The 24,870-nt window shown below is 71.6% G+C and carries 22 protein-coding genes; 7 read left to right on the forward strand and 15 right to left on the reverse strand.

What is annotated here, in order from left to right; genetic code table 11:
• On the reverse strand, positions 1 to 876 hold an 876-nt coding region (locus ODJ79_RS45035; RefSeq protein WP_263029897.1), incomplete at its 3' end, for a cbb3-type cytochrome c oxidase subunit I.
• Positions 877 to 1,003: 127 nt separating this feature from the next.
• Positions 1,004 to 2,110: an FAD-dependent monooxygenase gene (locus tag ODJ79_RS45040; protein ID WP_263029898.1), complete on the reverse strand. Its 1,107-nt coding sequence runs from the start codon at positions 2,108 to 2,110 to the stop codon at positions 1,004 to 1,006.
• 138 nt (positions 2,111 to 2,248) lie between these two features.
• Here ODJ79_RS45040 and ODJ79_RS45045 point away from each other — a divergent pair, with 138 nt between their 5' ends.
• Complete coding sequence (locus ODJ79_RS45045) at positions 2,249 to 2,647, forward strand: VOC family protein (protein WP_263029899.1); 399 nt, start codon at positions 2,249 to 2,251, stop codon at positions 2,645 to 2,647.
• Here the strand turns inward: ODJ79_RS45045 and ODJ79_RS45050 are convergent.
• Entirely contained in the window at positions 2,637 to 3,305 is a 669-nt protein-coding gene (locus ODJ79_RS45050) for a helix-turn-helix domain-containing protein (RefSeq protein ID WP_263029900.1), read from the reverse strand. The genes ODJ79_RS45045 and ODJ79_RS45050 overlap by 11 nt on opposite strands.
• A gap of 39 nt (positions 3,306 to 3,344) precedes the next feature.
• Between ODJ79_RS45050 and ODJ79_RS45055 the strand changes: the two genes are divergently transcribed.
• Positions 3,345 to 4,403 carry a DNA polymerase ligase N-terminal domain-containing protein gene (locus ODJ79_RS45055; RefSeq protein ID WP_263029901.1) on the forward strand — a complete coding sequence of 353 codons (1,059 nt, stop codon included), beginning with the start codon at positions 3,345 to 3,347 and terminating at the stop codon, positions 4,401 to 4,403.
• Between the two features lie 137 nt (positions 4,404 to 4,540).
• Positions 4,541 to 5,926: an MGH1-like glycoside hydrolase domain-containing protein gene (locus ODJ79_RS45060; protein WP_263029902.1), complete on the forward strand. Its 1,386-nt coding sequence runs from the start codon at positions 4,541 to 4,543 to the stop codon at positions 5,924 to 5,926.
• Positions 5,927 to 6,101: 175 nt separating this feature from the next.
• On the opposite strand, the gene ODJ79_RS45065 is transcribed toward ODJ79_RS45060, so the two are convergent.
• From ODJ79_RS45065 to ODJ79_RS45080, 4 genes are all read right to left on the reverse strand, one after another.
• On the reverse strand, positions 6,102 to 7,187 hold the full coding sequence (locus ODJ79_RS45065; protein WP_263029903.1) for an S-(hydroxymethyl)mycothiol dehydrogenase: 1,086 nt from the start codon (positions 7,185 to 7,187) through the stop codon (positions 6,102 to 6,104).
• A gap of 39 nt (positions 7,188 to 7,226) precedes the next feature.
• Complete coding sequence (locus ODJ79_RS45070) at positions 7,227 to 7,700, reverse strand: MarR family winged helix-turn-helix transcriptional regulator (RefSeq protein WP_263029904.1); 474 nt, start codon at positions 7,698 to 7,700, stop codon at positions 7,227 to 7,229.
• 181 nt (positions 7,701 to 7,881) lie between these two features.
• Entirely contained in the window at positions 7,882 to 8,271 is a 390-nt protein-coding gene (locus ODJ79_RS45075) for a cupin domain-containing protein (protein WP_263029905.1), read from the reverse strand.
• 19 nt (positions 8,272 to 8,290) lie between these two features.
• Positions 8,291 to 9,994 carry an EAL domain-containing protein gene (locus tag ODJ79_RS45080; protein WP_263029906.1) on the reverse strand — a complete coding sequence of 568 codons (1,704 nt, stop codon included), beginning with the start codon at positions 9,992 to 9,994 and terminating at the stop codon, positions 8,291 to 8,293.
• A gap of 377 nt (positions 9,995 to 10,371) precedes the next feature.
• Between ODJ79_RS45080 and ODJ79_RS45085 the strand changes: the two genes are divergently transcribed.
• Positions 10,372 to 11,988, forward strand: a complete 1,617-nt coding sequence (locus tag ODJ79_RS45085; protein ID WP_263029907.1) for a restriction endonuclease — start codon at positions 10,372 to 10,374, stop codon at positions 11,986 to 11,988.
• Here ODJ79_RS45085 and ODJ79_RS45090 read toward each other — a convergent pair.
• Positions 11,985 to 12,494: a GNAT family N-acetyltransferase gene (locus ODJ79_RS45090; RefSeq protein WP_263029908.1), complete on the reverse strand. Its 510-nt coding sequence runs from the start codon at positions 12,492 to 12,494 to the stop codon at positions 11,985 to 11,987. The two genes, ODJ79_RS45085 and ODJ79_RS45090, sit on opposite strands and share 4 nt — an antisense overlap.
• Before the next feature lie 82 nt (positions 12,495 to 12,576).
• On the opposite strand from ODJ79_RS45090, the gene ODJ79_RS45095 reads away from it, so the two are divergent.
• Positions 12,577 to 13,566, forward strand: coding sequence for a DUF4190 domain-containing protein (locus ODJ79_RS45095; protein ID WP_263029909.1), 990 nt, complete (start codon positions 12,577 to 12,579; stop codon positions 13,564 to 13,566).
• Here the strand turns inward: ODJ79_RS45095 and ODJ79_RS45100 are convergent.
• The 7 genes from ODJ79_RS45100 to ODJ79_RS45130 form a co-directional block, all read right to left on the reverse strand.
• A complete protein-coding gene (locus tag ODJ79_RS45100; RefSeq protein ID WP_263029910.1) occupies positions 13,544 to 18,709 on the reverse strand; it encodes an arginase family protein in 5,166 nt (1,721 codons plus the stop codon). The two genes, ODJ79_RS45095 and ODJ79_RS45100, sit on opposite strands and share 23 nt — an antisense overlap.
• 158 nt (positions 18,710 to 18,867) lie before the next feature.
• On the reverse strand, positions 18,868 to 19,107 hold the full coding sequence (locus ODJ79_RS45105; protein ID WP_263029911.1) for a helix-turn-helix transcriptional regulator: 240 nt from the start codon (positions 19,105 to 19,107) through the stop codon (positions 18,868 to 18,870).
• 154 nt (positions 19,108 to 19,261) lie between these two features.
• Positions 19,262 to 20,179 carry an SDR family NAD(P)-dependent oxidoreductase gene (locus ODJ79_RS45110; protein ID WP_263029912.1) on the reverse strand — a complete coding sequence of 306 codons (918 nt, stop codon included), beginning with the start codon at positions 20,177 to 20,179 and terminating at the stop codon, positions 19,262 to 19,264.
• Between the two features lie 160 nt (positions 20,180 to 20,339).
• A complete protein-coding gene (locus ODJ79_RS45115; RefSeq protein WP_263029913.1) occupies positions 20,340 to 21,008 on the reverse strand; it encodes a hypothetical protein in 669 nt (222 codons plus the stop codon).
• 30 nt (positions 21,009 to 21,038) lie between these two features.
• Positions 21,039 to 21,290, reverse strand: a complete 252-nt coding sequence (locus ODJ79_RS45120) for a hypothetical protein (protein ID WP_263029914.1) — start codon at positions 21,288 to 21,290, stop codon at positions 21,039 to 21,041.
• A 366-nt stretch (positions 21,291 to 21,656) separates the two neighbouring features.
• Positions 21,657 to 21,959 (reverse strand): type VII secretion target, encoded by a 303-nt coding sequence (locus ODJ79_RS45125; protein WP_263029915.1) that lies wholly within the window; start codon positions 21,957 to 21,959, stop codon positions 21,657 to 21,659.
• 11 nt (positions 21,960 to 21,970) lie between these two features.
• The gene (locus ODJ79_RS45130) at positions 21,971 to 22,345 is read right to left on the reverse strand and encodes a YbaB/EbfC family nucleoid-associated protein (protein WP_263029916.1); all 375 of its coding nucleotides are present in this window, start codon (positions 22,343 to 22,345) and stop codon (positions 21,971 to 21,973) included.
• Between the two features lie 111 nt (positions 22,346 to 22,456).
• Here ODJ79_RS45130 and ODJ79_RS45135 point away from each other — a divergent pair, with 111 nt between their 5' ends.
• Positions 22,457 to 23,773, forward strand: a complete 1,317-nt coding sequence (locus ODJ79_RS45135; RefSeq protein WP_263029917.1) for an AAA family ATPase — start codon at positions 22,457 to 22,459, stop codon at positions 23,771 to 23,773.
• Positions 23,774 to 23,810: 37 nt separating this feature from the next.
• On the forward strand, positions 23,811 to 24,870 hold a 1,060-nt coding region (locus ODJ79_RS45140), incomplete at its 3' end, for a beta family protein (RefSeq protein WP_263029918.1).

Here is a 24,870-nt window from a genome sequence, read left to right on the forward strand (position 1 = left end):
GCCCTTGTAGCCGAACACCGGCTTGCGGCTGAAGACCGGGATGACCTCGGTGATGATGCCGAAGAACGGCAACGCCACGATGTACACCTCGGGGTGGCCGAAGAACCAGAACAGGTGCTGCCACAGCATCGGGCCGCCGGTATTCACGTCGAAGACGTGGGCGCCCAGGATGCGGTCGGCGGCGAGGGCGAACAGCGCGGCCGCCAGGAACGGGAAGACCATCACCACGAGCAGGCTGGTGACCAGGATGTTCCACGTCATGATCGGCATCCGGAACATGGTCATGCCGGGCGCGCGCAGGGTCAGGATCGTGGTGATCATGTTGACACCACCGAGAATGGTGCCCAGACCGGAGAGCGCGAGGCCGACCACCCACATGTTCCCGCCGATGCCGGGCGAGTGCAGCGAGTCGCTCAGCGGCGTGTACGCGAACCAGCCGAAGTCGGCCGCGCCGCCCGGGGTGAGGAAGCCGCCGACGGCGATCGTGCCGCCGAACAGGTAGAGCCAGTACGCGAAGGCGTTGAGTCGCGGGAACGACACGTCCGGAGCGCCGATCTGGATCGGCACCACGAAGTTGGCGAAGGCGAACACGATCGGCGTCGCGAAGAACAGCAGCATGATCGTGCCGTGCATCGTGAACAGCTGGTTGTACTGCTCCGGGGAGAGGAACTGCATGCCCGGGCGGGCCAGCTCGGCCCGCATGAGCAGCGCCATCAGGCCACCCAGCAGGAAGAACACGAAGGAGGTGATCATGTACATGATCCCGATCTGCTTCGCGTCCGTCGTGCGCAGGATCCGGGCTAGCGCCGAACCCTTGACCTGCCGCCGGACCGGGTACGGCCGGGTCACGATCGGCTTAGGCGCAACGGTCGTCACGAATAGCCTCCGTTGTCTCGTTTATCCCGCTCAGTACGCCCCAATAGGGAAAGGCGTACCTCGCACGCAGGATAGTCCCCCACTCACGTGAAGTCGGCGGGGGGTTGCCTGTGACCTGATCGACTTCTCAGGCGGGTGGCACTAGTGGACGGTAGTGCTCCGCGAAAATCCGCAGGCCACGCCGTCGCAGCATCGGATCGCGCAGCGCCGGCGGCACATCGCGGGTGCGGTCGCGCTCCCTGGTCCGGTCGCGGACCGCGCCGCAGCGAGGCCGGCGGCGCGCCTCGTACGCCCGCAACGCGACCGGAATGTCCCCTTCGGACCTTTTCAACTCCTCGCCCAGCACCACCGCGTCCTCGAACGACATCGCCGCACCCTGCGCCAGGGTCGGTGCGGTGGCGTGCGCCGCGTCACCGACCAGCAGCACCGGCCCGCGCGACCAGCTCTCCAGCACCACCTCGTCGGTACGCGCCACGGACACGTCCTCGATCGCCTGGAGGATCGCCGGCACCGGGCCGCCGAACGACCCGAAGACATTGCGCAGGTGAGCCTGCGGGTCGGCCGGGTTCGGAGCATCCGGCGCGGTCTCGTCGGCGTAGCAGTAGAGCCGCCGCCCGCCCATCGGCATGGCCACGAAGGAGGACCGCCGGCCGAGCAGCGCCGTCGACTCGCTCAGCGGCGGGCCGCCCCGGACCACCGACCGGTAGACGATCTGCCCGGTTGGCACGGCCGCCCCGCCGAGCCCGGCCTTGGCCCGGATCGTGGACCGCCGGCCGTCCGCGCCGATGACCAGGTCGTACTCGGCGACGCTGCCGTCGCCGAACTCGACCTTGGCGGTGGCGTCGAAGATCTCCAGGTCGCGGACGGCGGTGTCGTACCGCACCTCGCCGCCGACGCCGGTGAGCAGCACCTGCTGCAGGTCGCCACGGGACAGCGCGCGAGACTCGCCGACACCGGCCCACAGGCCGGCCACGTCCATCTCGAACAGGCTGCGGCCGCGGGCATCCATGAAGACCTGGCGGAAGATGAGGTCGCCGAGCGGTCGCAGAGGCGCGTCCAGCCCGAGATGGCGCAGCGCGCGAGAGGCGTTGCCCGGAAGGTAGATGCCGGCGCCGGGCATCATCGTGGCCGGAAGCTCCTCGACCACGTCGGGCCGGTAACCCGCGAGCCGCAGCGCCCGGGCGGTGGAGAGGCCGGCGATTCCGGCGCCCACCACGAGGATGCGCAAGGTCATCGCGGCACTGCCTCCCGGTGCTCGGACACGCGTCGGAGCCAGAAGACTACCCCTAGCCACGGAGAGGGGGAACCCTCGATCATCCTCCCGTCCGATTTGTTCAAGACAGCGGCGCCGCTCCGCCGTAGCGTCACGCACATGGCACCGATGGTGAACGGAATCGGCCTCGCGGTGGCCGACATGGCAACCTCACTCTCCTTCTATCGCCGCCTCGGGCTGGAGTTTCCGGCCGGTGCGGAGGACGAGCCGCATGCCGAGGCGGAACTGCCCGGCGGCATCCGGTTGATGTTCGACACACATGCGTCGATCGCTTCGTTCGACCCCGGCCACCGACCCGGCGGCGCCGTCAAGGACGGGCCCAGCCTGGCCTTTCTCTGCGCCGACCCGGCCGAGGTGGACAGTCTGCACGCCGAGTTGGTGGCCGCCGGGCACCCGAACGTCAAGGACCCGTGGGACGCGTTCTGGGGTCAGCGGTACGCCATCGTCCGCGACCCGGACGGCTACCAGATCGAGCTTTTCACCTGGCTCAAGAGCTGATCAGCACGCCGAGCGGGACGCCGGCCAAGGCTCGCACCTCCCGGGCGAGGTGGGCCTGGTCGGCATAGCCCGCCGCTGCCGAGACCGTCGCGAACGGCGAGCCCCGCCGGGCCAACCCGACCGCCCGTTGCATCCGGAATATCCGCTCCAACACCTTTGGCCCGTAGCCGTAGGCGGCATTGCTGCGGCGCTGCAACTGCCGCGGGCTCAGGCCGCATCGATCGGCGATCCCGGTGACCGGCCTTCCGGCTCGGGCCGCCGCGGCCAGGGCCAACGCCACCGGGTCGGGGTCGGACCAACGGCGGGCCGCCGCGGCGGTCAGCGCCGCCAGCGGATCGGACGCCTCGGCCAGCGGCCGCACCTGCGCGGCCGGCCAGAGGGCGTCGAGCGGCACCTGCCGATCGACCAACTCGGACGCCGGCAGGCCGAGCACCCCCGGGCCGGTGCCGGACCCGAAGCGCAACGCGAACATGCGGCTGCCCGGCACCGGGCGACCGAGCTGGGCGGTCGTATCCGGACCCGCGACGAAGACGCGGCCGTCCTGCCAGATGATGTCGAGACAGCCGTCCGGCAGGATGCGTTTCTCCCGCTCCCCCGGCCCGGTCACGCTCCACCAGGCCACCACGTGCGGTAGCGACGACGCCCTTTCCGAATACATGTGAAGACCCTTGCACGGGGGTACGACAAGAATGGGCAGATGACCGACCGGCTGGGCGAATATCGGCGGAAGCGGGACAGCGCGAAGACCCCCGAGCCGGTCCCGGCGAGCCATCCGCCGGAGACCGGGCAGAACCGCTTCGTGATCCAGCAGCATCACGCCCGTGCCCTGCACTGGGACGTCCGGCTGGAACGCGACGGCGTGCTGGTCAGCTTCGCCGTGCCGCGCGGCCTGCCCCGGGACCGCACCAAGAACCACCTGGCCAAGCACACCGAGGACCACCCGCTGGAGTACCTGGAGTTCCACGGCGAGATCCCGGCCGGCGAGTACGGCGGCGGCCAGATGCGAATCTTCGACTCGGGCACGTACGAGACCCGGAAGTGGCGCGACGACGAGATCGAGGTCGTCTTCCACGGCGAGCGCGCCGAGGGCCGCTACATCTTCTTCCGGACCGGGGGCGCCGACTGGATGGTGCGCCGGATGGATCCACCCGAGCCGGGCTGGGAGCCGATGCCCGAGGACGTGCCGCCGATGCTTGCCGAGAAGGGCAGACAACCCAAGGACGACGACCATTGGGCGTACGAGATGGGTTGGTCCGGACTGCGTGCCGTCGCCTACGTCGACGGCGGCCGCGTACGGCTGAAAGGAGCCGGCGGCGAAGATCTCACCGCATGGTTCCCGGAGATCCGGGCCCTCGGGCCGGCGCTCGCGCCGATCGAGGCCGTACTGGACGGCGAGCTCGTCGCGTTCGACGGCGCCCGGCCGGACGCCACGCTGCTGGAGCGGCGAATCGCGCCGAAGGACGCCCGGCGCGCGGCCGAGCGCACCCCCGTGCAGTACCTCGCGTACGACCTGCTCTGGCTGGAAGGGCACGCGACCACCGAGCGGATCGGCTACGCCCAGCGCCGGGAGCTGCTGGACGGGCTGGCCATCACCGGCGAGCACTGGCAGACGCCGCCCTATTTCCCCGGCGGCGGCGCGTTCGCGATCGAGACCGCGCGCGCTCAGGGCCTGATCGAGGTGGTGGCCAAACGGCTGGACTCGCCCTACCTTCCGGGTCGTCGCAGCCACCTCTGGCGGGCAATTCCGGTCCGCTGAGCGGCCACCTAAAGTTCAGGCCCGGTTCACTCCAGCCGATGGGTGATCTCGGGGAGTGGCGCACCTGTGGTCCGTGCCCGAACCGCCACGCACCGGTTCTCTTCAGCGGACGACGCAGCGGAAGGGCCTCTGACCAAATGCACCACGACCTGATCCCGAACACCGCCCCGAAGACCGAGATCTCGGCCGAACTGTGGAACTCCGCGGTGCGTGTCCTCGAGACCAACTGGGCCGGCGATCACATGGTCCCCTCGCGCCGGCTGTATCCCCACCAGTGGAGCTGGGACGCCGCCTTCATCGCCATCGGCCTGGCCTACGTGAACCCGACCCGCGCCTGGCGTGACCTGCGGAGCCTGTTCGAGGCGCAGTGGCCGGACGGCCGCGTGCCGCACATCGTCTTCGACCCGGCGACCGCGGAGGCCGACTACTTTCCCGGGCCGGGGTTCTGGGACGTGCCGGCGTACGGCGACCGCCCGGCCCGCGGCAGCACCGGCATCGTGCAGCCGCCGATGCACGCGATCGCGGCCTGGGAGGTCTACCGGCACGCGGCGGCGCACGGCGCGGACTGTGGCCGGCAGGCCCGCACCGAGCTGGAGTGGCTCTACCCGCGCCTGGTCGCCCAGCAGCGGTACCTGACCGGTGAGCGGAACCTCGGCGGCGGCGGGCTGGCCGCCATCGTGCACCCGTGGGAGTCGGGCCTGGACAACAGCCCGGCCTGGGACGAGGCGATGGCGAACGTGCCCGCCGACCTGGGCCTGCTCACCACGTACCGGCGGCGCGACCTGGAGGTCTCGGACGCCGCGCACCGCCCCACCGACGTCGACTACAGCCGGTACGTGGGCCTGGTGCTCACCTACCGCGCCGAGGGCTACTCGGACGACGGGCTGCTCGGCCGGCACGCTTTCGTGGTGGAGTGCCCGTCGTTCAACTCGATCCTGGCCACGGCCGAGCTCGCGCTCGCCCAGATCGCCGGCGAGCTGGGCCTGGCCGCCGAGGCGCGCACCCATCGGGAGCGGGCACGGGCGATCACCGCGGCGATCGTGCAGCGGCTGTGGAACCCGCAGACACGCACCTTCCACGCGCTCGACGTGCGCACCGGCCGGCTCAGCCCGGAGCGTTGCGTGAGCGGCCTGGTGCCCCTGATGCTGCCCGACCTCGCCGCCGAGCAGGTCGAGGCGGTCATGGCCGAGGCCCGGTCGGACCGGTTCGGCATCTCGGACCTGCCCGCGCCGAGCTACGACCGCACGGCGCCGGCCTTCGACACCCGGCGCTACTGGCGCGGCCCGCTCTGGATCAACGTGAACTGGCTGCTGCGCCGCGGCCTGCTGATGCATGGCTTCCACGACGAGGCCGAGGACCTGCGCACGGCGATGGTGCGGCTGGTGCACCGCAACGGGCACTTCGAGTACTTCCACCCGATCACCGGCGAGGGCCTCGGCGCACCGACGTTCAGCTGGACCGCGGCCCTCTCCCTCGACCTGCTGGCCGACCGCTCCGTGCCGGCCTATGCAAGAGCGGCCTGACTCGCTCTGGGCGTTTCGCTTCCGCTCCGTTGACCGTACGAGTCAGCTGAGTCCCCGGGCTCGTGGCAGGGCCGGCCGGGCCATGCAGGACAACCCGGCGGCCGCGCGCGGAGGGTGACCACCCGCCGCGCGAGGCGCCGCATCGGGGACTTGTCCGTCCCGTACGGGAAAAGGTTTAGAACAACACGACCGATCTCAGTACGCCGCCGGTGTGCATCTTGGTGAAGGCCTCCTCCACCTGGTCCAGGGCGATCTCCTCGGAGACGAACGCGTCCAGGTCGAGGCGGCCCTGCCGGTAGAGGCCGACCAGCATGGGGAAGTCGCGGGTCGGCAGGCAGTCGCCGTACCAGCTGGACTTGAGGGCGCCGCCGCGGCCGAACACGTCGAGCAGCGGGAGCTCGATCGTCATCTCGGGTGTTGGCACGCCGACCAGCACCAGGGTTCCGGCGAGATCGCGGGCATAGAAGCCCTGCTTGTACGTCTCGGGCCGGCCGACCGCCTCGATGACGACGTCGGCGCCGAAGCCGCCGGTCAAGTCCTGGATTTTCGCGACGACGTCTTCGTTCCGGGCATTTACCGTGTGGGTGGCGCCGAAGCCGCGCGCCCAGTCGAGCTTCTGCTCGTCCGTGTCGACCGCGATGATCGTGGTCGCCCCGGCCAGGGCGGCGCCCGCGATCGCGCCGTCGCCCACCCCGCCGCAGCCGATCACCGCGACCGAGTCGCCCCGGGTCACCCCGCCGGTGTTGATCGCCGCGCCGATGCCCGCCATCACGCCGCAGCCGAGCAGCCCCACCGCGGCGGCCCGAGCCGACGGGTCGACCTTGGTGCACTGCCCGGCCGCCACCAGCGTCTTCTCGACGAAGGCCCCGATGCCCAGCGCCGGGGACAGCTCGGTGCCGTCCTCGAGGGTCATCTTCTGCGTCGCGTTGTGCGTGGCGAAGCAGTACCACGGCTTCCCGCGCAGGCAGGCCCGGCAGTTCCCGCAGACCGCCCGCCAGTTGAGCACCACGAAGTCGCCCGGCGCCACGTCGGTGACCCCGTCGCCGACCGCCTCGACCACGCCCGCCGCCTCGTGGCCGAGCAGGAACGGGAAGTCGTCGTTGATGCCGCCCTCGCGGTAGTGCAGGTCGGTGTGGCACACCCCGCACGCCTGGATCTTGACGACCGCCTCGCCCGGCCCGGGGTCCGGGACGACGATCGTCGTCACTTCGACCGGCGCGCCCTTGCCTCGGGCGATGACGCCCCGCACTCGCTGACTCATCCGCGCACGTCCCTCCGTGAGTGGGATCACGGAGCCAGCCTATTGGTCGGGCGGCCGCACTTCGACGGGTGCTTCCAGGAGCGCGTCGGCGAGTTTGACCAGCTGGCGCACCTGGGCCGGGCTGAGCCGGTCGAACACGAGTTGCTGAACGGCCTCGGCGTGGCCGGGGGCGGTCTTGACGACCTTGGCGTACCCGGCCTCGGTGAGCTCCGCGATCTGCACCCGGCCGTCCTCGGCGTCACGTTCGCGCCGCACCCAGCCCTGCGCCTCGAGCCGGGCGACCACGTGCGACAGCCGGGAGAGCGAGGCGGAGACCAGCTTGGCGAGCCGGCTCATCGACAGCCGCCGGTCCGGGCGCTCCGAGAGGGTGAACAACACGATGTAACCCATATGTGTGAGGCCCGAATCCCGCTGGAGCTGCGCCTCGAGCGCCGCGGGCACCCGCACGAGCACTTCGACGAAACGGCGCCAGGCCTGCTGCTGTTCGTCGGTCAACCACCGGGGGTCGTCCATGATGGAAGGTTAGTGGTTCACCGTCCGAAGTATCTCATTGGGGCAACGGGACGGCGACCAAACGGGCACGCCGATCGATGGGCCGGGCCGCCCCGAGTAGGGTTCCGCCGGGGGTAACGCCCCGCGCGGCGCCGGAACCGGCTGGCTGGGGGGCCTCGGCCGGTTCCGGCGACGTGTTTTCTCAGCTCTGCGGCGGCTCGTCCTTGCCTTCCTCCTCCAGCCGGTCCGCCTCCTCCTTCGTCCGGTGCACGGCGCCGTCCGCGTGCTCCGGCGGCCCGTAGACGGTGTAGAGGACCAGCGGGTTCGGGCCGGTGTTGACGAAGTTGTGCTTGTGCCCGGCCGGCACCGCGACCAGGTCGCCCTGCGCGACGTTGCGGGACTGGCCGGAGACGGTGGCCTTGCCGACGCCGCTGACGAAGGTGAGGATCTGGTCCACCTCGTGGACCTCCTCGCCGATCTCGCCGCCCGGCGGGATCGTCATGATCACGAGCTGGGTGTGCTTGCCGGTCCAGAGGACCCGGCGAAAATCGGGGTTCCGCTCCGCGACGGTGGCGATCGTGAAGTGCTCCATGCGGGGACGGTTACCCAGCTCAGGTGCTGGGCAACCGTCCCGGAAGCAGCGGGGCCGGGCGGCCGATCAGATAGCCCTGGACGTAGTCGACGCCCAGCTCGCGCAGCAGCCGCAGGGTGGGCTCGTCCTGCACGAACTCGGCGACCGTGCGGATCCCGTACGCCTGGCAGACCTGCACCAGGGCCCGCACCAGGACCTGGTCCTGCGGATTGTCGACGAGGTCGACCACGTACTCCCCGTCGATCTTGACCAGGTCGATCGGGAAGATCCGCAGGTAGCGGAACGACGCGTAGCCCGAGCCGAAGTCGTCCAGGGCCAGCTCGCAGCCGAGGTCACGGACCCGGTCGGCGAACCGGCGGGCCTCGCTCAGGTTGCCGATCAGCGCGGTCTCGGTGATCTCGAAGGTGAGCTGGCCGGGGTGCACCCCGTACTTCGCCAGGAGCCGCTCGACCTCGTCGGTGAGCCGCGGGTCGCCGACCGAGCGACCGGACAGGTTGATCTGCAGGCACTGCCCGGGCTGCTCGGCGGCCAGTTGCATGGCCCGCTCGACCACCCACAGGTCGATGTCGTAGACCGCGTCGAGCCGCTCGGCGGTGTCCAGCACCTGGATCGGCGACTGCGGCCCGTTCGCCTCGTCGAGCACCCGCAGCAGCAGCTCGTGCCGGGTTACCGCGTTGCTCTGCAGGTCGAGGATCGGCTGGGCGTACAGGGTGAACCGGTCGGTGCCGAGCGCGTCGGCGACCCGGGTCCGGTACGAGCCCTGCCGGTCACGGGCCGGCACCGGGTGCGCCACCGGGGTGATCGTCTTGTCCGCGTCCCGGGACTGGCGCCAGGCGTGCTCGGCGTCGATCAGCACCTCGTGGCTGCCGGCCTCGGCATCCGGGGTGAACCGCACCAGCCCGCCCCACGCGCTGACCCGCAGCCAGGTGTCGGGCAGCACGAAGGTCTGCGAGCGCAGCGCCTCGACCAGCAGCTGGGCCTCGCGGCGGGCCATCGGCCAGGAGGTCTCGGCCAACAGCAGGCCGATCTCGCTGGGGCCGACCCGGCCGAGCAGTGCGCCCTCCTGCACCACGCCCTCGAGCACCCGGGCGGCCCGGTGCAGCAGGTCCGCCTGCAGCTCCGGGCGGATCGCGGCGTCCTCGGGCCGGGCCGGCTGCACCCGGATGACCACGATGGCGCCGCCGCCGCGCCGCTGTGCCCGATCGATCTCATCGGCGAACCGGGCCCGGTTGAGCAGGCCGGTCGCCGGGTCCGGGTCGACCAGCGAGTCCTGCACGGTCTCGCTGCGGCGAGCCAGCCGGGCCATCTCGCGGCGGGCGCTCTCCCGGGCCGAGACGTCGGTGACCGTGCCGCGGACGCCGCGGACCGTGCCGTCCGGGTTCGTCACGGGCTCGATCCGGCAGTCCACGTCGAACCAGCCGCCGTCCGACCGCATAAGGCGCACGGTGGTCCGCACCGGGGCGCCGCCCGTCCAGGCCTTGGTGATCGCGCCGAGCGCCTTCACGTGATCGTCGCGGTGCACGTACCGGGCGAGAACCTTGCGGCTCACCTCGTTCTGGGCGGCGGGCGGGTGCCCGAGCATCGCCCGCAAGGGGGCCGACCACACGATCTGGTCACCCGATGCGGTGTAGGAGAACCAAGCGTTGCCCAGTCGATCCTCAGCCGCGACGCGCGGCTCCGGGAGGGCAGCCGGAAGCGACCGCCGCTCCTTCGGTGCGGCCATGCGGCGTCCACCTCCCCCTCGCCCGTGCGCCCAACCCCGACCTATTACCACCCGTCACGGGCTAGAAGTAACAGATCCCGGTTGCGTCAATGTTTTGTCCATTCCGCCGACAACGCCGCTGGCAGCAGCTACTAGCTCGATCAGAGTAGGGATTCAACCGATCGGGTGACCACTGCGCTGCGTAATTCTGGTCCTAGATCACGGCTATGACCATGACGGACAGTTACTGCACGTACCGACTGTGGAACCATCTGCGATTCCTACCCCCGGTCCGGGCCGACCATGCACGGACAGCTCCGCCGGGTACGCGCCGCGTAACTAGATCCAGATTCGCCGGATATGGTGGCGATTGGACCGACGCGGAGCGAGGACGAGGCATGGGCATCATCCGGGACATGCAGCGGGCGCACGCCACGCAGGTGGCCGACGGCCAGCGAGCCAACACCGCCGCCGCCCGGCAGCGCGACCTGATCCGGCGCAACGCCGATCTGGCGATCGCCGCGGCGCAGCAGGCGGCATCCGACGTGGAGCGGCAGCGGGAACGGCGGCGACTGTACGCCGAGGCGCGCACCGCCGACGCGGCCGCCGCCAACGCCGAGGTGCGGGCGCGGTTGAGCGAGTTGGACACGCTGCTGCTCTCCACCCTGGACGTGGACGACCACATCGACCTCGGCCGGTTCAAAAAGCCGCTGACCGTGCCGCCGTTCGATCCGGGGCCGCTCGGCCGCCCGCTGCCCGAGCCGCACTGGGACAGCTACCTGCCACCCCAGCCGCGCGGGATGGGCAAGCTGCTCGGCGCGCCGCTGCACCAGCAGCAGACGGCGAGCGCCCGGCGGGTCTACGAGCAGGCGCACGCCCAGTGGGTGGCGGCCGAGGAGCGGCGCGAACGGCGACTGCTGGCGCGCAAGCGGTCGTACGAGGAGAACCGGCGCAAGTACGAGGCGAAGATGACGGCCTACAACGCCGAGGTCGACCGGTTCGCCGCCGCGGTGGCCGGCGCGGACCCGGCGTCGGTGGTCGAATACTTCGCCATGGTGCTCGGCAACTCGGTCTACCCCGACGACTTCCCGCAGCACTTTCGCCTGGCGTACCTGCCGAAGCAGAAACACCTGCTGATCGAGTACCACCTGCCACCGATCGAGGTGATCCCGGTGGTGAAGGAGCATCGGTACGACCGGGTCCGGGACGACCTGACCGCGGTGCCCCGGGACGAGGGCGAGATCCGCCGCCGGTACCTGCAGATCATCGCCCAGGTCACGCTGCGGACCATTCACGAGGTCATCGAGGCGGACCGCGGTGGGCTGGTCCGGCAGGTGTCGTTCAACGGCATCGTGGACACCGTCGATCGGCGGACCGGCCGGTTCGTGCGCCCCTGCCTGGTCTCGGTGCGGACCGACCGGGAGACGTTCGCCGCGATCAAGCTGCGCCGGGTCGAGCCGGTCGCCTGCCTCAAGCACCTGCAGGGCGCGCTCTCGCTCGAGCCGGACCAGCTCGCCCCGGTCACCCCGAAGATCGACTTCGAGCGGGACGCCGATCGGGACTTCACCGAGGAGTTCAACGTGCTCGCCGAGATCGACGAGCGGCCCAACCTGGTCACCCTCGCCGACGCGGCCTGGGAGCGGCAGCTGACCGACCTGTTCGGCGTGATGGGCTTGGACATCGGCCCGGGTGACCGCACCGCGGCCGGCTCCCGCTGGCTGGCCACCGACCCACGCCCGGTCTTCGGCGGCCCGGTGGTGATCCACGCGGTGCGCGGCGCACCGGTGGGCGCGGCCGCGGTGCACGCCCTGGCCGGCGCGATGACCGCGGCCGGCGCGACCAAGGGCATCCTGGTGTCGCTGGGCGGGATCGAGCCGGAGGCGTACGACGCGCTGGCCGGCCGGCCGCTCGAGCTGATCGACGGCCCGGCCCTGGTCACCCTGCTGGCCCACCACTGCCGCATCAAGGCAAGGATCGAGCTGTCCGGCCGGCCGCAGGGCGCGAAGGAGAGCTAGCCGGCCAGCCGCAGGGCGTAGAAGAGCTTGTCCCAGCGCTGGTCGCCGACCGCGACGAAGCGCTCCAGCCGGCCGTACTGCCGGAAGCCGAGCGACTCATAGAGTGCCGCGGCCCGGGTGTTGTCGGCGCGCTGGTCGAGGGTCAGCACCTCGATGCCGGCGTCCCGGGCCGCGGCGATCAGCTCGGTCATGATCTGCCGGCCGAGGCCCCGGCCCTGGTGGGCGGGGTCGACGGCGACCTTCTCGACGTCGGCGTGCGGGCGGTGAGTGGGCCGGTCGTAGCGCCGCCAGTAGCCGAGCCCGGCCAGCCGGCCGTCCTCGCCGGCCACGACCAGCACCGCGTCCTCGTCGACGGCCACCGCGGTCAGCAGGCGCCGCACCTCGTCCGGGCCGGGCGGGTCGACCCAGCCCAGCGCCGCTCCGCCGGCCACCAGCCCGCGCAGCAGCGCGGCGGCGTCGGCGAGTTCCTGCTCCGAAAGGCCCTGCTCGACCCGGCGGATCCGCACAGTGATCAAACTAATGGTCGACGTTGCCAAGTTGAAATCGTCCGGGGCGGCTAAAACACCTGCTGATGTGTAACGTCCCGGCGTGACCGATCAACACCCGCCGACCCCCGGTTCGGTTCCGCCGCCCGACCCGACCGGCAATCCGGCGGCCCCGCTGCCGTCCCACCCGCAGCCGCCGGCCGACCACCCGGCGCCGCAGGCCGACCCCTTCGCGCAGCAGGCGTACCCCCCGCCGCAGGTCGATTCCTTCGCGCAGCAGGCGTACCTCCCGCCGCAGGTCGATTCCTTCGCGCAGCAGGCGTACCCGCCGCCGCAGGGGGACCCCTACGCCCAGCAGGCGTACCCGCCGCCGCAGGGGGACCCCTACGCCCAGCAGGCCTACCCGCCGCAGCAGTACGGCTACCCGGGCTATCCGCCGGTCGACCCGACCGTCAACGGCTTCGCCATCGCGTCGCTGGTCTGCGGCATTCTCGGCTGCATCACGATTTCGCTGGTGCTCGCCGTCGTCTTCGGCTTCGTCGCGCTGAACCAGATCAAGACGCGCGGGCAGCGGGGTCGCGGCCTCGCGATCGCCGGCATCTCCCTCGCCGGCGTATGGGTCGTGGTGACCGCCAGCGTGGTGGTCCTCGCCATCACCCTGGACGACTCGAGGTCGGCCAGTCGCACGCCGGCCGACACCGTGGTGCCCACCGTGGTGGCGTCGTCGACGCCCACCGCCGAGCCGACCCCGACGCCGACCGAGGAGTCCACGACCACCGACGAGTTCAAGCCTGGCCAGTGCATGAACGACGTCACGGGCGCCCGCACGATCGTGTCCTGCAAGACCCCGCACGACGGCGAGATCTTCGCGATCTACGACCTGAAGAACGGTAAGTGGCCGGGCAAGGAAACGGTGAAGAACCAGGCGTCTGCGGGCTGTGCCGCCCGGCTCACGAAGTACGCGAAGAACCCCGGCCGGCTGGACTACTACTACGGCATCCCGAACCAGTACGACTGGCCCGAGGACCGCAGCGTCACCTGCGTCGCCGTCGACGAGGACGACAAGAAGCTCACCGGCTCGATTCATCGCTGAACAGGGCCGGCACCAGTCGGGCCAGGACCGCTCGATCCTCGGGGCGGTCCGGCTCGTACTCGGTGATCCCCACGCCCGCGATCGGGAACCGCGCGGTCAGCTCCCGGACCGCGGCGATCAGCTGGTCGGGGGTGATGCCCTCCGGCTCGGGCGCGCCGACCGCCGCGAACAGCGCGGGGTCGAGCACGTCCAGGTCGATGTGCAGATAGAGGGCCTGGGCGTCGAGCGCGGCGACGATCGAGGTCAGCGTGCCGAGCGCGGCGGGCTCGACGTGCGCGATCCCGGCCTCCTCGACGTACTCCTTCTCGGCCGGGTCGAGCGCCCGTACCCCGGCGAGCACCACCTGCTCCGGGCGCAGCAGACGCAATGGTGAAATTTCTGGAAAACCGGAACCGAGGAGTGCCCGCAGCACCATCCCGTGGAACGCTCCGGACGGCGAGGACGAGGGCGTATTCAGATCGCCGTGCGCGTCGAACCAGACCACGACCAGCCCGTCCCCGTGCGAAGCCAGCGCCGACTCGATCGGCGCCACCTCCACCCCGCAGTCCCCGCCGACGATCACCTCCGGGCGATCGGCAAGAGCGGCCCGCACCATGGCAAGGTTTTCGGCAAGAGTCGCAACAGACGGTGATTTGTCCGAGATGGGCACCCGGACCCGCTTGTCGCCGGGAACCAGGGTCGCCAGCTCCGCGGCGCCGGCCCCGAGCCGGCGGGCGTTGGCCGACCCCGACCCCTGCCACTGCCCGATCTCCAGCACCGTCCGCCGCGGCATCGGCCTGACCTCCAACTCCTCGATGCGCTGCCACACCGGCCACATCGCGACCTCGGGTTCCCGCGCGAAGATGCTCCCCCGGATCCGCACGAACGCGCAGTTGCCGACCCGCTCGAGCACGGCCTGCCGGCGCATGTCGCTCTCCCACTGCTCCGGCCCGTGGTAGGCGTCGCCGTCGCACTCGATCGCGAGCCGCCGGCCGTCCGGCGCGTTCAGCACGAAATCGATCCGGTACGCCCCGATTCGGAACTGCGGAATCGGCCGATACCCGCGTGCCGTCAGCCGCTTGAACACGTCCCGCTCGAAGTCGCTCTCGCAGAGCGTCAGGTCCGTCGCTTGCCCTTCAAGATCAAAGGCGTTGTTCGCGTACGCCAGGAGCAGCGCCCGCGCATCGTCGGCGAGCAGCGATCCGGCCCGTACCGAATGGAAGATCCACAGTTGGTCGCGAGCCCGTGACGCGGCCACGTTGATCCGCCGGTGGTACTCGCGCTTGGTGAAGGCCGCGACCCGCGGATCGTTGTCCGACACGACCATCGACACCAGCACGACGTCCCGCTCGTCGCCCTGGAACGTGTACGCGTCGCCCACCCGCAGCCGCCGCGCCTGGATCTCGTCCTCGCCGATCTCGGCGCGCAGCAGCTGCAACAGGTAGCCGGCTTGCCCGCTAGTGCTCAGCAACGAGATCACGCCCAGCGTCTTGCCGTCGTACTCCGGGTTCCGCACGATCGCGGCGACCTGGTCCACCAGGGCGGACGCCTCGGCCGTGTTCACGTCGCCGAACCCGGAAAGCGGCTGCCGCACGCCGTCCGGGAGAAAGACCGTGCGGATCGGCGCTAGCGACGGCCGGTCCGCGCGCAGCGGCATGATCTTGCCGTCGTAGTAGTGCCGCGAGGAGAACTCGATGATCTGCGGCACGCAGCGGAAGTGCTCGCGCAGCAGGATCCGCTCCGGCGACCGGCGCACCGCGTGGTCGTAGAGCGACGACTCCGGGTCGAAGTGCTCGGCCGACGGGACGTCCCCGAGATGACTGTGGATCAGCCCGGCCACCGAACCCACGAACCCCAGCTGCGGCCCGATCTGCTGATCGTCGCCGACCACCACGGCCCGCTCGGCCAGCGACAACACCGGCAGCGCGAAGAGATCCGCCTGGGACGCCTCGTCCACGATCACCACGTCGAAGTGCGCGCCGCCGGCGAACTGCTCGACCGCCCGGTCCACCGACATGACCCAGACCGGCACCGCCTCGACCGCCGACTCCATGTGCCGCTGCGCGTGCGCCTGCCAGGCCGCCGCGGTCCGGCCGGTGCCCTTGCCGATCTTCCGGAGCGCGGTGGTCCAGTCGGCGAGCGCGGCCTTGCGCCGGTCGTCGAGGCTGCGCGCCACCTCGAGCCACGCACTCGCCACCACCAGGTCGGCGGTGCGCCGCCGGATCTTCTCGCGGGCGTTCTCCACCCGCTTGGCCAGGATCGCCGGGTCGACGCTGCCGATCACCTCGTCGAACCAGGTCTGCGCGCTGCGCCAGGCCCAGGCATCCAGGCACGCCTGGCCGGAGACCGCGGGCACCTGGCCGGCCTCGATCATCGCGGCCCATTCCGGTGCTTCCCTGGCGAGGCGGTTGCGCAGCTCGACGTACCTCTCGGCGTCGGACCGCAGCGCCTGCAGCCGGCGGGTCTCGGCCACCGCGGCATCCCAGCCGTCCAGGGTGGACCAGGCCTCAGCCAGGCGCGGCCACGGCGCGAGCCGATCGGCGACCGCGCGGTCCTCGGCGACCAGCTCGTCCCAGGCGCCGACCGCCGGTGCCTCGTCGATCAGCACCTCGACCTCGGCCAGCGCGGCCGAATCAAGATCAAGATCATGCTGCGGTACGAGCACGGCCAGGCGCTCGGCGAGCGCGGGCCAATGGCGTACGTCCCAATCGAGAGACTGACCCGCGTCGGCCAGCAACGTGCCCGCCCAGATCTCCGGATCGCCCACCGGGGTTTCGATCGCCAGGCGGTCGATCCACTCCGACCAGTGCCCACCGAGGCGGTTGCGGGCCTGCGCCCGGCGCACCCAGGCCACGACGACGTCCACGTCCTCGGCCGTGCGCAGCGGCTCGCCGTCCACCCGCACCTCGTCGGCCAGCTTGAACAGCCCGGCCTGCAGCAACCGGCTCAGCCCGCGGCCGGTGACGAACCGCTGATGGATCTCGGTGAGCTGGGCGAGGAGGCGTTTCGGTTCCTTCGCGTACGCGTCGGGCACGGTCACCCGATGACCGGCCAGCTCCCGGGTCAGCGCGGCCAGCTCGGCCAGCAGCGCCTCGGTCGCCGCGACGTGATCGCCCCAGACCGAGCGCCAGTGCGGATCGTTGAGCAGCCGGCCCAGCCGATCGGTCCACGCGCCCTCGCGGCGACGCAGCCAGGACAACGCGTCGCGAAGGTCCTTGCGCACCGCGGCGAGGTCGGCCGCGCGTACGGCAGCAAGGTCAAGCCCTTGGGCCGCGGCGCGCGACACCCGCTCGGCGAGCACGTCACGCTCGGCTCGGGTCCGCGCCGCCTCGGCGGCGTCCGGCAGATCGCCGGTCTCCGGCAGCCGGCGCAGCGCCGCGGCCCGATCGTCGGGCGCCAGCCGATGCGACAGCTCCAGCAGCGCGCCGAACTCGTCGCCGGTCAGCGGCGGCGCGGCCGACACCGGATCCGGGATGCCGCCCTGCGTCGAGGCGCGTTCCCGCAGCCAGGCACCCACCTCGACGGGCGTCTGCGCAACGCCGTCAAGGGGATAGGTGGCCGCCTCGTTCGCGGCGATCGCGCGCAGCCCGGCCAGCGCCGTGGCCAGCTCGCGCTCGGCCTCCTCGAGCAGGCCGGTGAGCCGCTGCACCCGGCGAGCCTCGGCCTGCTGGTCGAGGGTGGCCGCGCGATCGGCCAGCTCGCGCGCCGCCAGCTGGAGCTGCACCAGCTGATCGGTGGTGCGACCGAGCACGGCCAGGCAGAGCGAGCGGATGCCCTCGGGCAGGCCGTCCCGCAGCACCCGCAGCGGATCTTCCTTCTGCGCGACCACCAGCACCCGCTTGCCGTTCGCCATCAGATGGCAGATCAGGTTGCGGATCGTGTGGGTCTTGCCGGTGCCGGGCGGGCCCTGCACGGCGACGTTGCGATGCTGGGCGAGACGGCGGGCGATCGACTCCTGCGCCTCGTTCGTCGGCAGCGGCATGAGCAGCCGCTCGCCGACCCGTTGCCAGGCCTCCGGCTGGTCGTCGGGCATGCGCAGGCGGGACGGCTCGTGCGCCACGATCGCGGCCAGCGCGCCGATGCTCGCGGTGTCGCCGGCCAGCAGGCGGTCGCGCAGGCTCTCCAGGAAGCCGCGGAGCAGGCGCTGCTTGGGCCGGGCGAAGAGAACGCCGACGTCCTCGATGTGCGGCCGGACGGTCTCGGTCGTGCCATCGGTGATGACCTTGTCGTAGCCGAGCCGGGCCAGCGCCCGCTCGAACAGCTCGCGTCGCTCCAGGTCGTTCCACAGGTCGACCTCGAGCGTCCCGGCCGGGCCGGCCAGCGCCGGCAGCTGCGCGAGGTAGCGCTCGTCGAGGCCGGTGAGCGCGTCGGTCTGCAGCCGGGACGGTCCGGCCGGCGAGACCGTGACCAGGGAACTGTCCGGTTCGTACTCGATCAGCACCGGGGTCGCGACCAGCGGGTAGCGGACTCGCTCGCCGTTGATCGTGGTGTTCAGGATGCCGTGCCCCCAGACCAGCTCGGTGGTGGCGGCGGTCATGTCCAGCTGGTGCATCAGGTCGAACAGGTGGCGGTGCAGCACTCGGGTCTTCTCGGCCTCGGCGGTCGCGTACGCCCAGGGCCGCCAGAGCCGATCGCGCCAGGTCTCGAAGTCGTCCTCCCGGTCCCCGCCGCCCTCCCGGTCCCCGCCGCCCTCCCGGTCCCTGTCGTCCGCCCGCTCGCCGTCGTCCGCCCGCTCGCCGGCGCCCGCCCACTCGCCGTCGCCCGCCCGCTCACCGGCGCCCGCCCGCTCGCCGTCGTCTGCGACCCGCTTGTCGGCGGCCGAGGCGTCTGCGACCCGCTTGTTGGCGGCCGAGACGTCGGCGGCCAGTTCGGCGGCGGCCGGCTCGGCGGCGGCCGAGATGTCGCCGCGTAGCCGGCGGCGCAGCGCGGCCGGCACCGCGACCGGCGGTGGCAGGTCGGGCAGGCCGACCCGCAGCCACGACGTGCCATCCGCGGCCGGGCCGATCTGGCAGGCCGGATGGTCGGGCAGCCGGTCGAGACGATGCGCGTCGGCGGGGAACGTGCGGGCCGGACGCTCCATCTGCGCACGAACGGCAAGCAGATAGTCGGCGACCGCGACGGCCCGATCCCGGATCGTCGTGGGCGATTCCACCTGCTCGGACATCCTCCCGATTCTAGGGCGCGCTGTCGCGCGCCGCCGTCGGCGAGGCTCGTCAGCAAACCGGCGGCGTGACGCCTCAGACTCCGACCGGGTCACGGCTCAGACGCCGGCCGGGTCACGGCTCAGACGCCGGCCGGGTCACGCCTCAGACCCCGACCGGGTCACGCCCAGGCGGCGGCACCGATCAGATCGGGAACCGGGTCGGCTTCCGCGCGCGGCGTCCGATAGTCGGCGATCCACTGCTCGATGTCGTCGATCGACCAGACCTTGCCCTGGGCCAGGATGGCAACCGGCTCCGGGAAGTCCGGGCGGGCCGCCAGCTGGTAGACCCGCTGACGGCTGACGCCGAGGAGTTCCCGGATTTCGTGTGCGCCGGCGAGGCGCGTCAGCTTCCCGTCCATGCGCACGACTATAGTCCTACGACTACCGGCGCAAGGCCACCCGACGTGCCATTTCGCGGCTCTTCCCACCCCACCGGGCGGACGTCACCGCGGCGCGCCGGGCAGGTAGATCGCGTATCAGTTGCTCGGCCCGGACGCGCCATCACCGGCCCGATCACGCCTCTTCCGGGTCGCGGCCCAGCGCCGATCGCCCGCCGTCGATCGGGATGATCGCCCCGTGCACGAAGGCGGCCTGCGCGGAGAGGAGGAACGCCACCACGTCGGCCACTTCGCCCGGCCGCCCCAGCCGACCCAGCGGTTGCAGCCGGCGGATCTCCCGGTCGAACCGGTCCCGCTCGTCGTCGGCCAGCGCCGCCAGGTGCGCATCCGATCGCTCGGTGGCGATCGATCCAAGAGCAACCGCATTCACGCGTACGTCGAAAGGCCCGTAATCGACCGCAAGCGCGCGGGTCAAGCCCTCGATGGCCGCCTTGGCCGTCGCGTACGCGAAGGCACCCCGCACCGCTCGTTGCGCCTGATGGGACGAGACGTTGACGATGGCGCCGCGCTCGCCGTAAGCCATGGCCTGCCGCCCGCCCCACCCGGCATCGCCGCCCCACCCAACATCGCCGCCCTGCCGGGGATCGCCGCCCCGCCCGGCATCGCCGCCCCGCCCGGCATCGCCGCCCCGCACGGGGTCGCCGCCGCTCGCGCCCGCCCGGCCGAGAAAGTGCCGGATCGCCGCCGCGCAGCCCGCCACGACCGGGTCGAGATTGTGACCGATCAGCCCGAGCACGTCCCGGGTCGGCGTCTCGTGCAGCCAGGCGTCCCGGAAGATCGCGGCGTTGTTGACCCAGCCGCGCAGCGGGGCGACGGCCGCCGCCGCAGCGGCCGCCCGGTCCGCGACCTCCTCGTCCGAGGCGTCCCCGACGATCGGCACGAGCCGCCCGGCGGCCGGATGGTCGTCGATCCAGGCCAGCGTCCCGCGATCCCGCTCGACGATCGCGACCGCGCCGCCGTCTCCGGCCAGTCGCTCGACGATCGCCCGGCCGACGCCGCGGCCGCCGCCGGTCACCACATAGGACGCGGTCATCGGCGACCCGGCGCCGTGCGATTCCCTCGCTCCATGGCTCCTGCCTTCCCCCGAAATACGAGCTTCAAGACTGCGCCCGGGTGTTCGCAAACAAAAACCGCACGCAGCGCCTGGCCTGACGGAGGCGGGCAGCTACGTGCGGCGAAAGAGCAAGTGGGAATCAGGGGAACTGCATGCGGCGCGGCCGGGGGATCACGGGCGGCGGAAGCGGCAGATCGTCGAGGTGGCTCCAGAGCAGGTGGCCGTTGTCGGTGGACTTGATCTCACCGAGGCAGGCCCGCAGCAGTCCGAGGTGCGGCGCCCCGGCGAACCCGGCGATGACGACCTCGGGTTTCGGCTCGATCTTCGCGATCGCTGCACAGATCTTCGCGACCTCACGCTCGTCGACGGCGTCCAGCGGGAGCGGCGACTCCGCCTGCGACCGCCGCCAGGGCGGCCCGAAGCGGCGCAGCAACTCCCGGGCGAGCCGGCCGAACGAGCGCCCGACCTCGACGTCCCGCATGGACAACTGGGCGGATTGCCCGTAGCACCACGGCACCAGGACGTGTCTGTTGATCACAACAAGCTGATAGACGGACTTGGGGACGCAGATGATCTCGGCCCCGGGAAGCGCACCGAGGAACAGCACGAGTTCCTCGTAGGGAAGCGGCCATCGCGGATTCGCGAGCACTCGTTCCTGGGTCTGCGTCATAGCGGGGTGGGCGTTGACCTCCCGGTCGATAGCGGTGCTCAACGCCTCGGGTACCCGGGTCCACAGCTCGCCGGCGACCTTGTCGCCGAACTGTTCGACCACCCACTCGCTCGGACCGACCAGAACGTCTGGGCGCATTCGTTACCACCACCGTCCGTGTCGCGGGCGTTACTGCTGGCTTAGAAGAGTTCCACTTCCGGTGATCGACTGGAAGAGTTCACTTCCCACATCGCAGAAACGCTCATGAATGAAATCCCACGCGACGATCAAAACCCGGCCACGACGACGGAGCAGCAGGTCGAGACGCTGCGAAACATGCAACTTGCACGGCGAACCGCACGTGCAAGTTGCATGTCGGCCTCGATATTCAACCCGCTCGACCAGTGAATCACTGCCATATTTCAACGCGGTGACCACCATGCAAACATCCACTCACAGTGACGGCCATCCGCCCCGACCTGCGCCTCCGGCCCGATGAGCCGACAACCCCCAAGATTACGTACGCCGATCGCCCGGCCCCGGAGGTCTACTTAGGACAAATCGCGCCGGGTCGGCGACGGGCTCCCGGGCCGGTCCGCCGTCGGGCTCTGAACCACTCAGCTGTCAGATATCCGTCAATTGCGCCGTCGAGGGACCACTTATGGCGGGGATTCGCCGCTTAGGCCGGTTTCATCACATCGCCCCAACCTTGTCCCCGCAGTCACCGCCCACGCAGGCATTCGCCATCCAGATAGTGAGAGCTCGCACCCACGGGGATCGGCGAGGCGGCGGCCGGCGCCGCGGCGATCACCCGCCGGACCGGATGGTGTCGAACGCCTCGGCGGTCCGTTGGTCGGCGGCCGCATAGCTCTCCGCGGTGGCGCGCAGGCGGGCCGCAGTGTCGTACATGGCGTCGGCGGCCGAGCCGATGCCGTCGGTCAACGCATCCTGCAGGCCGGCGAGCATCGCGGGGACCATCGCACACAATTTCCCGTACGCGTCGCCGCCGGCTCGAACCACCTGCCCGGCCTGCTGGGCCGTCGCCACCTCGTCGCCGATGGCCGCAACGGTCGCGGCATGTGTCGTCAGATCGGGGTGTCGGACCGTCACCCGCGCAAGCATCACGCACCACCCAGCCGACCGGCGTACGACGCGATCACCGCGCGCCCGGTGACCGAGTCGGCGCCCACCGTGCCGGCCGTGGCGTCGGCGACCGCCTCGGTGAGCTTCGCCTGCGCCGCGCGCAGCGTCCTCAGGATCGCGGCCGCCGTCTCGGCCGCCGGCCGCTGCCGGATGCGCTCGTCGAGCTCGAGGCCGACCAGGTCGCCCGACGCGCCGACGGTGACCGTGACCAGCCGGTCGTCGCTGCGCACGCGCGCCGACAGCCGGGACAGCCGGGCCGACAGCTCCCTGGCCCGCGCGGCCCGCTCCTCGATGCCGGCCTGCCAGTCGTCGATCATCAGCTCGGCCGCGTCGAAGTCTCGCCTGTCGAACATGGCCGCCCTCCATTCAGAGTGACGAATGCGACACATACGGTAGTCCCCGCGGGCAACCCGACCGCGCCGCGGCAGCCGGGAATTGTCGGGGGCCCGCGCTACCGTGCCCCGGTGAAAGCGAGTCCGCCGGTCAGTCCGGCCGCCGAGGCGGCCCGGGTCGTCGACGCCGTGCTGCGTGACCTGCGTGGCGGCGACCATCGCGGTGTCGTGGTCGACTCGCCGCCGGGCGCCGGCAAATCGACGCTGGTGGTGCGGGCGGCCGGCGAGCTGGCCGCCGCCGGGTCGCCGTTGATGATCGTGGCGCAGACCAACGAGCAGGTCGACGATCTGATCGAGCGGCTGGGCGCGCGGTCGCCCGAGATGCGGGTCGGGCGGCTGTCCGCCGTCGACTACGAGGCGTCCCCGCGCGTTCGCGATCATCCCGCCTGCCGGGTCGGCGCCAAGGTGGCCGATCTCGGGTCGCCGGCCGTCACGATCGGGACGGCCGCGAAGTGGGCGACGGTCACCGAGGGCACCTGGGCGTGGGCGATCGTCGACGAGGCGTATCAGATGCGGTCGGATGCGCTGCTGCGGGTCGCGCCGCGATTCGAGCGGGCGTTGTTCGTCGGCGACCCCGGCCAGCTCGACCCGTTCTCGACCGTCGAGGTCGACCGGTGGACCGGCCTGTCCTGGGATCCGATGCAGAGCGCGGTGGCGGTGCTGCTGCGGCACAACCCCGATCTGCCGGTGCACCGCCTGCCGGTGTCCTGGCGGCTGCCACACTCGGCGGCGCCCGTGGTGGCCGAGGCGTTCTACCCGTTCACCGGGTTCCGGTCCGGCACCGGGCCGGGCGATCGGCGGCTGACCTTCGCGGCGCCGGCCGCGGCCGGCCCCCACGACCGGACGCTCGACCGGGTGCTCGACGAGGCGGCGGCGACCGGTTGGGGGCTGCACGAGTTGCCGCCCCGGTTCACGATCCGCACCGACGCCGAGGCGGCCGCCGCCTGCGCGGCGCTGGCCGGGCGCGCGCTGAGCCGGGCGGCGGTCGCCTGGTCCGAGAGCGGCGAGCAACCGCTGACGCCGGCCCGCATCGCGATCGGGGCCGCGCACCGCGACCAGGCGGCGGCGATCCGGGCGGCGCTCCCGCCGGAGGCGGCCGGCGTCACGGTCGACACGGCCAACCGGTTGCAGGGCCGGGAGTACGACCTGACCATCGTGCTGCACCCGCTGTCCGGCCGGCGCGACGCGACCGCGTTCCACCTGGAGTCCGGGCGGTTGTGCGTGCTGACCTCCCGGCACCGGCACGCGTGCGTGGTGGTGGCCCGGGCCGGCATCGCCGAACTGCTGGACGCGCATCCGTCGACCGAGCCGGTGCATCTCAACGTGCCGGTCAAGTTCCCCGACGGCTGGGAGGCAAATCAGGCAATACTTGCACATCTCAATCGATGACTGTCGCGAATCCGACACGGATCGCTACTTTGGGTAAATGGCGGTCTTCACGACGGCGGGCTCCGTGCGGGATGAGGTCTATCGACCGATTCTGCGGCCCCGCCGAGGCGAGCTGGCGGCGCTGAGCCACCTGGCGCCGGGTGACGAGTCGAGGGTCATGCCGATCCTCGAGGTCGAACCGGGGCAGGGCATCCTGCCGCTGCTCCGGCAGTTTCCGCCGCGGGCGGGAGCGGTCGCGATCGACTTCAGCGGCCTGCCCGAGCCGCGCGGCCTGCTGATGCGGCCGGCGCTCGACCTGGCGGAGTCGTTGGCGGAGCTGGGCGTGGCGATGCTGCCGGTGCTCCGGGCGTACGAAAACAGTCGTCGCCTGACCGCACACGGCCTGGCCGCGCGGATGCACCTGCGCCGGGCGGTGTTGCGGCTGCAGCCGCATGTCGACGCCCGAAGCCCGGCCCAGGCCGACGCGGTCGCCGAGCGGCTGTTGCAGGGTTCGGGGCTGGAGGCCGAGGAGGTCGACCTGCTGATCGACCTGGCCGAGACCGCCTGCGTGGCGCACGCCGACGCGGTCGAGGAGCGGTGCCGGCGGGTGCTGCGGTGGGCGCGCGGGCTGCCGTGGCGCTCGGTGAGCGTCGCCTCGGGCGCGATGCCCGCCAATCTCGACGATCTGCCCACCGATCAGCCGGCCACGGTGGGTCGGCTCGACGCCCGGGTGTGGACGAGGCTGGGCGAGCCCGGCGTGGGCTACTCGGACTACGGCGTGACCTCGCCGGTGCGGCGGCTCGGCGTGCAGCGGCATCGGCAGTTGCCGACCCTGCGGTACACCGCCGAGAAGGACTGGTGGATCTACCGCTGGGCGCGGCGCGGCGGGCGCAGCGACGACCGCTGCCAGGATCTGTGCCGCACGCTGGTGCGCTCGCCGCAGTGGCCGACCGCCGGCGCACGCTTCTCCTGGGGTGACGCGGAGATCGCCCGGCGGGCCCGGACGGCGCGCGGCGGCGGCAGCTCGGCGAGCTGGATGTCGTGGAGCACCTCGCACCACATCGCCCACGTCCTGGAATCGCTGAGACGACCCGCCACACCGCATTTGTCGTACGCTT

The sequence above is a fragment of the Actinoplanes sp. KI2 genome, from assembly GCF_025630775.1.
Lineage (GTDB): Bacteria > Actinomycetota > Actinomycetes > Mycobacteriales > Micromonosporaceae > Actinoplanes.